Origin of the sequence: Volucribacter amazonae (genome assembly GCF_029783845.1) — a bacterium.
Lineage (GTDB): Bacteria > Pseudomonadota > Gammaproteobacteria > Enterobacterales > Pasteurellaceae > Volucribacter > Volucribacter amazonae.
This window is the reverse complement of the sequence record NZ_LWID01000001.1, coordinates 1,048,088-1,060,501: the sequence shown is the minus strand read 5'-3', so window position 1 is coordinate 1,060,501 and position 12,414 is coordinate 1,048,088. Positions and strand designations below refer to the sequence as shown.

12 protein-coding genes are annotated in these 12,414 nt (G+C 37.9%); 2 read left to right on the top strand and 10 right to left on the bottom strand.

Translation table 11 applies throughout. The features are described from left to right. Positions 1-126 precede the first annotated feature (126 nt). A complete protein-coding gene (gene metL / locus A6A20_RS05190) occupies positions 127-2,538 on the top strand; it encodes a bifunctional aspartate kinase/homoserine dehydrogenase II (protein WP_279572461.1) in 2,412 nt (803 codons plus the stop codon). Between the two features lie 184 nt (positions 2,539-2,722). Here the strand turns inward: metL and araD are convergent, their stop codons facing one another. The 8 genes from araD to yiaK form a co-directional block, all read right to left on the bottom strand. After that, positions 2,723-3,421: an L-ribulose-5-phosphate 4-epimerase gene (araD, locus tag A6A20_RS05185; RefSeq protein WP_279572460.1), complete on the bottom strand. Its 699-nt coding sequence runs from the start codon at positions 3,419-3,421 to the stop codon at positions 2,723-2,725. Continuing rightward, on the bottom strand, positions 3,415-4,275 hold the full coding sequence (locus tag A6A20_RS05180; protein WP_279572459.1) for an L-ribulose-5-phosphate 3-epimerase: 861 nt from the start codon (positions 4,273-4,275) through the stop codon (positions 3,415-3,417). Before A6A20_RS05180 ends, araD begins: the two co-directional genes overlap by 7 nt. A 4-nt stretch (positions 4,276-4,279) precedes the next feature. Continuing rightward, positions 4,280-5,779 carry an FGGY-family carbohydrate kinase gene (locus A6A20_RS05175; protein WP_279572458.1) on the bottom strand — a complete coding sequence of 500 codons (1,500 nt, stop codon included), beginning with the start codon at positions 5,777-5,779 and terminating at the stop codon, positions 4,280-4,282. A gap of 119 nt (positions 5,780-5,898) precedes the next feature. After that, positions 5,899-6,858, bottom strand: a complete 960-nt coding sequence (locus tag A6A20_RS05170) for a TRAP transporter substrate-binding protein (protein WP_424585441.1) — start codon at positions 6,856-6,858, stop codon at positions 5,899-5,901. A gap of 27 nt (positions 6,859-6,885) precedes the next feature. Further along, positions 6,886-8,163, bottom strand: coding sequence for a TRAP transporter large permease subunit (locus A6A20_RS05165; protein WP_279572456.1), 1,278 nt, complete (start codon positions 8,161-8,163; stop codon positions 6,886-6,888). Further along, positions 8,160-8,642: a TRAP transporter small permease subunit gene (locus A6A20_RS05160; RefSeq protein WP_279572455.1), complete on the bottom strand. Its 483-nt coding sequence runs from the start codon at positions 8,640-8,642 to the stop codon at positions 8,160-8,162. Before A6A20_RS05160 ends, A6A20_RS05165 begins: the two co-directional genes overlap by 4 nt. A gap of 8 nt (positions 8,643-8,650) precedes the next feature. Further along, positions 8,651-9,121: a NanQ anomerase/TabA/YiaL family protein gene (locus A6A20_RS05155; protein ID WP_279572454.1), complete on the bottom strand. Its 471-nt coding sequence runs from the start codon at positions 9,119-9,121 to the stop codon at positions 8,651-8,653. 27 nt (positions 9,122-9,148) lie between these two features. After that, positions 9,149-10,147, bottom strand: coding sequence for a 3-dehydro-L-gulonate 2-dehydrogenase (gene yiaK, locus A6A20_RS05150; RefSeq protein WP_279573747.1), 999 nt, complete (start codon positions 10,145-10,147; stop codon positions 9,149-9,151). A 207-nt stretch (positions 10,148-10,354) separates the two neighbouring features. Between yiaK and A6A20_RS05145 the strand changes: the two genes are divergently transcribed. Then, the gene (locus A6A20_RS05145; protein ID WP_279572453.1) at positions 10,355-11,137 is read left to right on the top strand and encodes an IclR family transcriptional regulator; all 783 of its coding nucleotides are present in this window, start codon (positions 10,355-10,357) and stop codon (positions 11,135-11,137) included. A gap of 56 nt (positions 11,138-11,193) precedes the next feature. Here the strand turns inward: A6A20_RS05145 and A6A20_RS05140 are convergent, their stop codons facing one another. Both A6A20_RS05140 and A6A20_RS05135 read right to left on the bottom strand, forming a co-directional pair. Beyond that, positions 11,194-11,871 carry a 3-keto-L-gulonate-6-phosphate decarboxylase UlaD gene (locus A6A20_RS05140; protein ID WP_279572452.1) on the bottom strand — a complete coding sequence of 226 codons (678 nt, stop codon included), beginning with the start codon at positions 11,869-11,871 and terminating at the stop codon, positions 11,194-11,196. Positions 11,872-11,941: 70 nt separating this feature from the next. Continuing rightward, on the bottom strand, positions 11,942-12,409 hold the full coding sequence (locus A6A20_RS05135) for a PTS sugar transporter subunit IIA (protein ID WP_279572451.1): 468 nt from the start codon (positions 12,407-12,409) through the stop codon (positions 11,942-11,944). Between the last annotated feature and the right edge of the window lie 5 nt (positions 12,410-12,414).

Sequence of the window (12,414 nt, the reverse complement as noted above, 5' to 3'; positions counted from 1 at the left end):
ATTTTAAAGAAAAACTAGACAAATAACAATCTAGACGTCTAGATTTCTTTTTCTTATTTTTTCATCATTGAGCAAATCAATGGTACAATAAATCTCCATTTGGTGTAAAACACAAGGAGAAAACCATTGAGCAAACAATTACATAAATTTGGTGGAAACGCATTAGCTGATGCCAATGGAATTAAACAAGTTAGTCAATTAATTCAACAATATAGCCAAGCTGAAGATTTAATTGTGGTTTCAGCAATGGGGAAAACCACAAATTTATTAATTGATTGGGTACAATTTTCACAAAAAAATCCTCTTGAAGCGAACCGCACTTTACAACTTATTCGCCATAGTTATTTAACGCACGCTAATAGCTTATTAAAAAATCCTGAAAAGGTAACCGAGCCTTTTCTCGCTGAAATTTTACATTTATCCCATCTTTTAGATCAAACAATCACTGAAGCCGTTTATGCTGAAATTGTGGGGCATGGGGAAATTTGGTCAGCTCGTTTGTTAACCGCTTATTTAAATCAACAAAATATTGCGGCGGAATTTATTGATGCACGTACATTTTTAGTGGCAGAACAACATATTTTGCCAACGATAAAGGTTGAGTTGAGCCAACAAGCTTTGCAACCGATTTTACAAGCTCAGCAACAAAAACGGCTTGTGATTACGGGTTATATTTGTCGTAACCTACAAGGAGAAACATTGTTATTAGGTCGTCATGGCTCGGATTATTCAGCCACCCAAATTGCCGCTCTAGCCAATATTGAACAGGTTACTATTTGGGGAGAAATTGCAGGGATTTATAGTGCCGATCCAAATTTAGTGAGAAATGCTAATTTATTGCCTTTATTGCGTGTTGATGAAGCCACTGAATTGGCTCGCCTTTCTGCACCGATTTTACACCCTAATAGCTTACAACCTGTTAATGAACAAAAATTAAAATTGCGTTTGCGTAGTTATATCCAAGCTGAACAAGGTTACACTCAAGTAGAACATTTATTAGCTTCCTCCGCACAAGGTAAAATTGTTACACATCATAATCATATTGGTCTTATTGAACTGACCATTGCTCCAAATCAAAATATCACGCAATGGCAACAACAATTAGAAAATTGGTTACAACAGCAACAACTTATCCCTTTAGCCTTGTCAATTAATACCTCTGAATATCGGATAAAATTAGTCTATCCAAACGATATTATTGATCCTATTTTTATCCAATTTAAACAGCTACCTTTACCATTAGAATCCATGTCAATACGCTACGATCTAAGTATGATTGGCATTATTGGGGCAAATATTTGCCAAAATTCATTACAAATGATGCGATTTTTTCAACAAATTAAAAATCAACCTATTGAATTAATTTGGCAATCTCCGCAAAATATTAGCGTTCTCGCTATTTTACGCCAAGCGGTAAGTCGTGAATTATTAAATAAGGTACATGATGATCTCTTCCGAGCCCATAAAACCATTGGTTTAGTGGTGCTTGGTAAAGGCGAAATTGCGAAAACTTGGATTCAACTTTACCAACAAGAAAAAGAAAAAATGGCGGCACGCAGCCATTTTGATTTTGCTCTAATAGGGTTAGTATCTAGCCAAAAGGCTTGGCTAGATTATCAAGGCTTACCCACATTAGGTTTTAATCAACTTGATGAACAATTTGCTCAACACGCCAAAGAATTAGTTCCCGATCAACTGTTACAATGGCTTAGTCTTCACCCCTTTGACGAATTAGTTATTTTAGATATTACCGCCAGTGATTTTGTTGCTCATCATTATATTGATTATGCGAAATATGGTTTCCATGTGGTCAGTGCCAATAAACGAGCGGCTGGCTTTCCGTTAGCTCAATTTCAACAAATTCAAGCTGCTTTTGCACAATCGGGCAGTTATTGGCTCTATAATGCCACCGTAGGGGGCGGTTTGCCGATTAATAACACCGTACATGATTTGGTGGAAAGTGGCGATAAAATTATCAGTATTGAAGGAAGTTTCTCTAATTCTCTCGCTTGGTTATTTTATCAATATGATGGCACTATTCCTTTTTCACAATTAGTAGAGCAGGCTTGGTTACAAGGACTTACCGAGCGTGATCCTCGAGAGGATTTGTTTGGTTATGATGCCCTTCGTAAATTAGTGATTACCGCTCGTTCTGCGGGCTACAATATAGATAATCATCAAGTAAAAGTACAATCTCTGATCCCTGCTCATTTAGCAGAATGTTCCATTAATGATTTCTTTGAACAATTAAGCATTATTGATCAGCACATTGCACAACAATATCAAGAAGCTAAAGAAGACGGCAAAATCTTACGTTACATCGCCAAATTTCACGCCCCTGATCAAGCCTATATTGGTCTAGCTCAACTTGATCCCGAAGAAAATCTCGCCAAAATTCTTCCGGGGGAAAATATTTTTATGCTAAAAAGCCAATGGTATCGTGATAACCCACTTATTATTCATGGCCCAAGTTCTGGCAAAGCCATGAGTGCTGGGGCAATTCTCAATGATTTAAATCGGTTGGTGAGGTTGTTTTAGGATAATATGTTCATTTTAATTTGAAATAAGCAAAGCAGCTCAATGTTGTATTCTTTATAAAAGAAATGACTATATAATGAGAAAGCATGGCTAATATTTAAAACAATATTAGCCACTTTTTTATATTGATAAATGCCACAAATACTTATTATGATAAACCTAGCTAATCAAAGAATAAGTTTATTTACCCCTGCCCATAATAAGCATTCTTACCATGTTTCCGTAAATAATGTTTATCCAGCAATACTTGTTGCATATCTGGTAAATTTGGTGTGAGTTGGTAAGAAAATAGGTTCATATAAGCAATTTCTTCTAGTACCACAGCATTATGTACCGCATTATGTGGATTTGTCCCCCAAGCAAAAGGTCCGTGCGAATGGACTAATACTGCAGGAATATCTTTTGCTTTAATTTGGCGTTGGTTGAATGTTTCAACGATAACTTTACCTGTTTCTAACTCGTATTCGCTGGTAATTTCTTGTTCTGTCATCAAACGTGTACAAGGAATGGTGCCGTAAAAATAATCCGCATGGGTTGTGCCTAATGCAGGTAAATCTCGTCCTGCTTGCGACCAAATCGTGGCGTGGCGTGAGTGAGTATGGACAATGCCACCAATGTCCGTAAATTGGCGATAAAGTTCAAGGTGAGTTGGTGTATCAGATGATGGTTTTTTGTTGCCTTCTACTACTTTGCCTGTGTGTAGATCGACGACCACCATATCTTCAACTGTCATTACATCATATTCTACACCTGATGGTTTGATGACAATTAAACCACGTTCACGATCAATGCCACTTACGTTACCCCAAGTGAAGGTTACTAAACCATATTTGGGTAAATCAAGATTGGCTTCTAATACTTGTTGTTTCAATTGTTCTAACATTCAAATCCCCCTAATTGCATTTGTTGTTCAATCCATTTGCGTGCATTAATAATTTCAACTATCGGCTCTTCTGCTTTTTCTGTCCACATTTCAATTAAAAATGCCCCACGATAGTTAAGTTGTTGTAAGGTTTGAAAAACCTTAACAAAATCCACACAGCCTTCACCAAATGGTACATCTCTAAATTGTCCTGAGTAATCTTTGGTTACTGCATAAGTATCTTTTAAATGAATGGCGGCAATACGATCCATACCTAATTGTAATTCTTGTGCCACATCATTTCCCCAAGCAGAAAGATTGCCAACATCGGGATAAACGGTAAACCAAGGCGAGGCAAGTAATTGATCCCATTTTTTCCATTTACGAATGGAATTCATAAATTCGGTATCCATAATTTCTACGGATAACATAACTTGTGCCGCCGCTGCTTTTTCTACCGCCCATTGTAAACCTTGCAAAAAACGCTGGTAGGTACTGTCGTCTTGTTGTTCATAATAAACATCATAACCTGCTAGCTGAATAGTACGAATACCTACATCCGCTGCTAATTGAATCGCTTTTTCCATTATTATATAGGCTTGTTGACGGATTTGTTCATCGTGGCTACCAAAAGGAAAACGGCGATGACCCGAAAGGCACATTGAGGGGATAGTAATGCCTGTTTCTAATATCGCTTTGACTAAGGCTAAACGTTCTTCCTTGCTCCAATCCAAACGAGCAAGCCGTTCATCAGTTTCATCAATGGACATTTCCACAAAATCAAAACCACAAAATTTTGCTAAGACCAAACGTTCATTCCAGCTAATGCCTTTGGGTAAGGCTTTTTCATAGATCCCTAGCTTATGTTTTTTCATATTATTACTCCAAGTTGAAATGATGCTGTTGTTCATTAAATGTTTGTAGGCAACGTACTAATAATTGATATTTTTGATATTTCTGTTGATAGAGAGAATAGGCTTGTGGATCAGGTTGAATTTCAATGACTTTCGGTTTAATTGCATTTGTTAGCGGTCGTTGACTAACACCTTGGCAAGCTACCATTGCAGCCCCTAAACAGCCTGTTTCTTCAATTTGTGGTACTTCAATCTTAATTCCCGTTAAATCAGCCAATATTTGTAACCATACCTTTGATTTAGCTGGACCACCTGTTACTCGGATAGTATGAGTTTGTGGAAAACGTTCTAACATTCGTTGCAAATGATACATTAAGCTAAACATTACGCCCTCATAGACCGCTTGTAATAGATGAGCTTGATTGTGGATAGATTGCAAGCCATAAAACCCTGCTTGCATACCCAATCCTGCATTTGAGCCATACAAAAAAGGTACAAAAAAGACCGCACTTTTGGCTTTAGGCAATTCACTGACTAATTGATTAATGCGTTGATAATCTTGAATATTTAATTGCTGGCAAACCCATTCTAAATTGGCTGCTGAAGTTGGACTTGCCTCGTGTACAATAAATTGATTTTGGATAGCATAACGTCCATAAACAAAAGGAATGGTTTGTTGTGATTGAATATGATCGGTAATGCCACTGACTACTGACCAAGTACCAAGTACCGCATTTAAGGTGTACTCATCAGTTAAGTTAGCACAAAGTGCGGTGGAAACCACATCAAATAATCCACCAACCACAGGCGTACCTATTGCAAGTCCAGTTTGTAATGCCACCTCTGGCAGAATATAACCCGCAATGTCAGCAGATTGAATAATCGGCGGTAAAGCAGGCATAATTTCGGCAATATCCAGTAACTGGGCTAAAGATTCATCATATTGCCCTGTTTGCATATTATATAAATTAGATTCTGAAATATTGGTTTCTTCGGCGGCAATTTGTCCTGTTAAGCAAAAACGTAAATAATCGTGCGACATTAACACCGCCCCAATATTTTGATAACGCCCAGGCTGGTGTTGTTTTAACCAACGCAAAATCGCCACAGGGTGTCCAGTCCACAGGGTTTGCCTGGTTTGTGGGTAAAGTTGTTGTGGAATACCCTCTTGTTGCCATTGTTTAACAATCTCTAAAGCTCGTTGATCCGATGATAAAATGCCATTGCCTAAAGGTTGCTGTTGTTTGTCTAGCAGAAAAAGCCCTTTACCTTGTGCTGAGATACCAATACCTTTGATATCTTGTGGATTAAGCTGGCTTTGTTGCACAACCTCCTTAATTACAGCAACACAAACCAGCCAAAGATCAGTAAGGTTTCTTTCTGCCCAACCTGCTTGAGAGCTAATAATGGTTAAACTTTGCCGTACGCAATGTATTTCATTAAATTGAGCATCGTATAAGCCTGCTTTAATAAAAGTGCCACCGCAATCAATACCTAGCCAATATTGTTCATTACTTTTTACCATTAACTTTCCCTTTATTTAAAAACAGAAAGAAGATACTGATTGTTCAGTATATCCAGATTAAGTTTATCTTGATCAAAAAAGCCAAGTTTATTTCTGTTTTTTGATCAAGATCGCATTTTTTACTCCGCCAAGGCATCAATTTTGTTGATTAACTCATCGCCATTTTTATCAATAAAGGATTTTCTAACTTGTTCCTCTATAATGGCTTTAAATGGTGCCACATCAACGGTTTCAATGACTTCTACCCCTTGTTGACGCATTTTATCTAACAAGTCTTGTTCATTTTGTTCATTTAATTGACGCTGATAGGCACCTGCCTCTTTCGCCGCCTCTAAAATAGCCGTTTGTAATTCTGGCGAAAGTCCATCAAATTTGGCTTTATTCATTACCACAATCAATGGTGTATAACCGTGATTCGTCAAGCTCAGGTATTTTTGCACTTCATAGAGTTTTGATGACCATACAATGCCAATTGGGTGTTCTTGCGCATCAACGGCTCTTGTTTCTAAAGCGGTATAAAGCTCAGACAATGGCATCGGTACTGGATTTGCTCCAAGTAAGGTAAAGGCTTGAATATACATAGGGTTTTGATTGGTTCTCACCTTGAGATTTTTAATATCTTCAGGGGTGTTCACAGGGTGTTTAGAATTGGTAAAGGAGCGGAAACCCACGTCCCAGAAAGCTAAGCCTTTTAGTCCTTGTTTTTCTAGGTCTTTAAGTAACTCTTGCCCCACTTCACCATCTAATACGCGATAAACGTGTTGACGATCTTTAAAGATAAAAGGAATATCAATTACATTGAGTTTAGGTTCTAAACCAGTGAAATTCGGTGATCCAGACATCTCAATATCAATCGTGCCACCTCGTACCGCAGAGATCATTGTTTGTGCATTGCCCAAAGTGCTATCAGGGAATAAACGCAATTTAATTTCACCATTGGTTTTTTCTTTCAATAGCTGATCAAATTTTTGTGCAGCGGCGTGTTGAGTATCACTACGAGGTGCTTCATAACCAAAACGCAAATTTACTGCAGCATAACTGCTGGTGGCAAATAAGGTTGTAGCAGCAAACAAAGTCATCAGTTTTTTAAGTTTCATAATATTCTCCTATTGTAACCACGCAAGTGGGGTTAAAACGAGTTGAGGAAAGAAAATCAGAGTAAATAATAATGCAACCATCATTAACATATAAGGCATTACCCCTTTGGCTGCTTGATCAAAAGGTAATTTTGATACACCCGTAATTACATTTAATACATTGCCGACAGGTGGTGTTAATAAGCCAATAGAGGTGTTTAAAATAAACAGTACACCGAAATAAACAGGATCAATACCTGCTTCTAACACTAATGGCATAAGTACAGGTGTTAGGATTAACACTGTTGGGGTAAGATCCATGACCATTCCGATGATAAAGACCGCCAACATAATAACAATTAATAATAAGGTTGGGCTATCAATCAATGGCTCAAGTAATTCAGTAAGCATTTGTGGTAATTCTGCAATGGTAATTAACCAACCTGTAATTTGTGCTGCCGCTACAAGGAACATCACGACAGCGGTGGTTTTGCCTGCGGCTAATAGCACTTTATACAGTTGCGACCATTTCAACTCTTTATAGACAAAAATGGAAACAATTAAGGCATAAAACGCAGCAACCGCTCCTGCTTCCGTTGGGGTAAACATACCTGAACGAAAACCACCAATAATAATCACAGGTAACAATAATGCCCAAATACTGTTTTTAAAGGAAAGACAGAGTTCTTGTTTAGTGGCTTTGGAAAAGGTCATTAAATCAAGACGTTTGGCTTGCCACCACCATAATGCCGCCAAACAAACGCCCATTAAAATGCCGGGAAATATGCCCGCCAAAAATAGCTTCGTAATGGAAACACCACTGGCAACACCGAAGATGATAAAGGGGATAGAAGGTGGAATAATCGGTGCAATAATACCCGCTGTACCAATTAATCCAGCGGATTTATCAACGGGATAGCCTGTGGTTTTCATCATTGGTAATAACATCGCTGCCACAGCTGCAGTATCGGCGACCGCAGATCCTGATAAACTTGCCATAATCATTGCTGCAATAATTGCCACAAAGCCTAATCCACCACGTTTATGCCCAACCAATTTCATTGGTAAATCAATGATGCGTTTTGACAAACCGCCTTCATTCATTATTTCACCTGCTAATACAAAAAACGGAATAGCCAGTAAGGAAAAACTATCAGCACCGCTGACTAATTGTTGAGCAAGAATTTGTGCATCAAATAAATCTAAATGGATCATTAAGGCGATACCACAAGCAATCAATGAAAATGCAACAGGAACGCCGAGGAGAATACAGCCTAATAATACCGAGAGGAAAAGAACTATGGTCATTTGTTTACTCCTTTTATTAAAAGTACTAATGTACTAAATATACGAGCAATTAATAAAAGACCAATCGCTATAGCCGCAATTAGGCTAGCAAGGAAATTAATACCGATTGGAATACCCGAAATAGGTGCAATATTATTGATATTTAGCTGAAACTGTATCCAGCTACCCATTAAAATTAAATAACAGCAATACAACATTAAACCATCAGTGAATAGCGACAAGATTTTCCGTTTTTGCTCAGTTAATTTGTCAATAAACATCGTTACTCTTACGTGCTGATTTTCGCTAAAGGCTAAAATTGCACCTAAGAATGTCAACCAAACAAACAGATAACGAGATAATTCTTCCGTCATACTAATACTGCTATGAAAACCATAACGTAATACCACATTGATAAAAACCAGCACTGACATTACAGCTAAAATTACCACAAGAGTAAATTCCAGAGCTTTATTCACATATTGAGCTAACTCACGCATTTTGCCTCCTAAGGACTTAATTGCGACATTGCAATCTTCACCACGACTTTTCTGATGGGTGAAGATTGCCCATCAATACAATTAGGACGATGAATATCATTGGGAAAGAACACAGCAAAATTACCTGGACGCATAATCAAATAACTTTCATTTTCCACATTGGCATAAAACAAAATATCTCGTTTGGTGTCATAGGGTTGTGCCACAGGATTATTGCCATTGTCGGCAACCACGCCAATTTTTTCTATACCACTGTGTAAATATTGCACATCAAGATAATGGCGATGGACTTCAGGTAGATTTTGTTCAGCAGACTGAGTTTGTAAATCTAGCACTTGCACATAGATTTTATCGCCCTCTAATTCATAGCGACCTACCTCAAGCTGATCAAAATCAGTTTGTTGCAAAAAACGCAATGCTTTTTGTACCGCACTTGGATATAAATGAAAATCAATATGTTGAATATGCCCGAAAAACATTTGCTGCCCCCTTTGCTTTAGTTATGATTATAAAGACAACAGTTTTTGCCACACGCTATCATCAACAGGAATACCATTCGCCACATTATCCGCTTTTAAGGCGACAAACTCGTGTCCAGGTAAACGAACCTCAACATTAGGATCAGCTCGTTCTGCGGTTTTAACATAATCCATAATGCGATTTAATTTTTCATCACGAGTTTTACCATCAATTAAACGATCTACTTCAATGGCAATAAAAATTTGAGAAACACAGTATTCATCATCTTTTTCTTCCGTTACCTCTGCCACAGATAGCCCATTGGAAAGTAAGGTGGCAATCATATCAAGCACAATAGATAAACCTGATCCTTTCCAATATCCCATTGGCAATAAACGGCGATTTTTCTCAATGGTAGCTGGATCTTTAGTAAGGTTACCCTCGTCATCAAATCCAGCATCAACAAAGGTTTGTTTGCCTGCTAAACGGTTGACTTCCAACATACCGTAAGAATACATAGAACAAGACATATCTACCATGGTGATAGGATTACTTGGCACCGCAATAATAAGAGGATTTGTGCCGATACGACATTCTTTTGCTCCCCAAGGTGGCATCACTGCAATAGAATTTGTCCAACAAATACCGATATAACCTTTTTCTGCCGCTTGATAACCATAGCCACCGCCACGCATCCAGTGATTGGCATTTTTTAATGCCACCACACCAATACCAAACTGATCGGCAATTTCCATCGCGCGATCCATCATTTTTTTGGCAGTTAAATTACCGATAGCTTGATGGGCGTCCCATTGTTCTATTGCCCCAACCGATAATACTTTTGTTGGTTCTGCATCTGGCACAATATCGCCGTTCTCTAATTGTTGAATAAAACGAGGAAAACGATTAACACCGTGTGAATATACCCCTGCTTGTGTGGTATCGGCAAACATAGTGGCACAATCTTCCGCAATAGGCTCAGCTACATTACGGGCTAATAAAACACGTTTAAATTCTGCTTTTAATTGTTGATAAGATACTCGCATAACACCCTCTTGAATTTCAGATAGTAAAATCATATTTCACAAATTACGCTGTTCAAGCTACAAAGTCAATTTAATTGAAAAATAAAAAGTTAATATAAATCAATATGTTATTTGTAAATTTTCAAATTTGTGAACAAGATCGCAAAAATATGGTATTCTATTTCATAATATGAAATAGAAACCCACCCAAATTAAGGAATATCACTTATGGAAAAAAATCAAGGTAATCAAAGTTTAATACGGGGTTTACGTTTAATTGATTTATTAAGCAACTATCCAAATGGCTGCCCACTTGCTCACTTGACTAAGTTGGTAGGGTTAAATAAAAGTACCGTTCATCGCCTATTACAGGGGTTACAAAGTGAAGGTTTTGTCTGCCCAGCGAATAGTACAGGCAGTTATCGTTTAACCACAAAATGTTTAAGCATTGGACATAAAACCTTAGCTTCATTAAATATTATTAATGTTGCTATGCCCTATTTAGAGCAATTAAATCTTACCTTAGGCGAAACGGTAAATTTTTCTAAACGGGAAGATGATCACGCATTAATGATCTATAAACTTGAGCCCACCACAGGTATGATGAAAACTCGTGCTTATATCGGTCAACATTTGCCTCTTTATTGTTCAGCGATGGGAAAACTTTACCTTGCTTTTGAAGATGATCCCGCCTATTTAACCACCTATTGGCAAAGTCATCAAGAAATTATTCAGCAATTAACCGCTAAAACCATTACTTCCTTAGACAAAATGTGTGAAGAATTAAATAAAATTCAGCTTGAGCATTATGCTATGGATAGAGAAGAAAATGAATTAGGTGTTATGTGTATCGCTTACCCTATTTTTAATCATCAGCACAAAGTGGAATATGCAGTTTCCGTATCTGCCTCCATTTATAAATTTGCTCAACTTGGTATGGCTAATGTTCAGCAACAGATTCAATTAACAGCTCAAGGGATTTCTCAAGAACTTGGGGCAAATATAGAATAGTGCCCCGTTGATTTATTTGCCAAACATCAGCTCCCTTTGATTATGTTTGTGCTAAGTTAGTCCCAATATTGCGCAATTTCAGCCCGAATTGCATTGGCTGTCGTTTTACCTTGTTCGCCCACCAATGCACGTCCTGCAATAAAGGCTTTGGCATGTTTAATGGATTTAAACAAATGAATATCCTGTGGCACAATACCACCAGTAATAGAAACCGCTAGTCCAATTTGTTCTAAACGTTGCATATTTTCAATATCTTCGGCTGTCCAACCTTTGCCCGCCAATTCTGCATCTCTAGAACGATGATAAATCGCTTGTTTAATGCCAGCATCAACCCATTGTTGAGCATCTTCAAAAGTCCAATTACCATAAATTTCAATTTGAATTTCTTTTTTTACCTTTAATTCAGGGTGAGCAGCATTAAATTCATCAGCCACTTTCTTACAAGCTGCTTTCGTGGCTGGGTGAGCTGCGGCTGAAACTGTAAGCCAATCGGCTCCTGCCTCAAATGCCATTTTGGCTAGAATGGCACCGCCATCTGTGGTTTTTAAATCGCAGACAATAATATGATTAGGGTGCAATGCACGTAATGTGCTTACCGCTTTCATTCCCTCAGCACAAGCAAGAATGGTACCCACTTCAATAATCTCTACCAAGTCTTCCGCCTGTTTAGCATCAGCAACGGCTTTTTCTAAATTAAGTGAATCTAAAGCGATTTGTAGTAATGGTTTTGTCATAAGCTATCCTTTTTTAATTAGTCAGTTTAAAATTTATCAATAAATTTATATGCTCAAACTATTGCTTTAATTAGGCTAATGCCTGATCAATGACTTGATAAACTTGCTCAACTGTTTGACAACGGCGAATTTTTTCAAGATCAATTCCTGTTTCACTATCAGGATCATCTAACACTTGGGTGATTTCCATAAGCCCTTGCATATGCTGATCGGAATCACTGCCAGCTAAAGCAAATAACACATCAACAGGTTCTTCTTCGCCCTCAAAGAAAACGGGTTGGCTTAAAGTAATTAACGAAAAAGCGGTATGCTTAACCCCGTCTTCAGGACGAGCGTGTGGCATTGCCAAACCGGGGGCAAGAATAATATAAGGTCCCATTTCTGTGATACATTCAATGATACGATCATAATAGCGTGGTTCCACCGCTCCTGAAGCAATTAAAGGATCAATCGCCAGTTTTACGGCCTCTTGCCAACTCTTTGCTGTTTGATTAAGCAAAACAGAATGATTATCCATTAATGATTGTTTTAAGTTCATTTTCC

Coding starts and splice junctions, on each gene's coding strand:
- araD (WP_279572460.1), bottom strand. CDS start 3,421: ATGTTAGAACAATTGAAACAACAAGTATTAGAAGCCAATCTTGATTTA.
- A6A20_RS05180 (WP_279572459.1), bottom strand. CDS start 4,275: ATGAAAAAACATAAGCTAGGGATCTATGAAAAAGCCTTACCCAAAGGC.
- A6A20_RS05175 (WP_279572458.1), bottom strand. CDS start 5,779: ATGGTAAAAAGTAATGAACAATATTGGCTAGGTATTGATTGCGGTGGC.
- A6A20_RS05170 (WP_424585441.1), bottom strand. CDS start 6,858: ATGACTTTGTTTGCTGCTACAACCTTATTTGCCACCAGCAGTTATGCT.
- A6A20_RS05165 (WP_279572456.1), bottom strand. CDS start 8,163: ATGACCATAGTTCTTTTCCTCTCGGTATTATTAGGCTGTATTCTCCTC.
- A6A20_RS05160 (WP_279572455.1), bottom strand. CDS start 8,642: ATGCGTGAGTTAGCTCAATATGTGAATAAAGCTCTGGAATTTACTCTT.
- A6A20_RS05155 (WP_279572454.1), bottom strand. CDS start 9,121: ATGTTTTTCGGGCATATTCAACATATTGATTTTCATTTATATCCAAGT.
- yiaK (WP_279573747.1), bottom strand. CDS start 10,147: ATGCGAGTATCTTATCAACAATTAAAAGCAGAATTTAAACGTGTTTTA.
- A6A20_RS05145 (WP_279572453.1), top strand. CDS start 10,355: ATGGAAAAAAATCAAGGTAATCAAAGTTTAATACGGGGTTTACGTTTA.
- A6A20_RS05140 (WP_279572452.1), bottom strand. CDS start 11,871: ATGACAAAACCATTACTACAAATCGCTTTAGATTCACTTAATTTAGAA.
- A6A20_RS05135 (WP_279572451.1), bottom strand. CDS start 12,409: ATGAACTTAAAACAATCATTAATGGATAATCATTCTGTTTTGCTTAAT.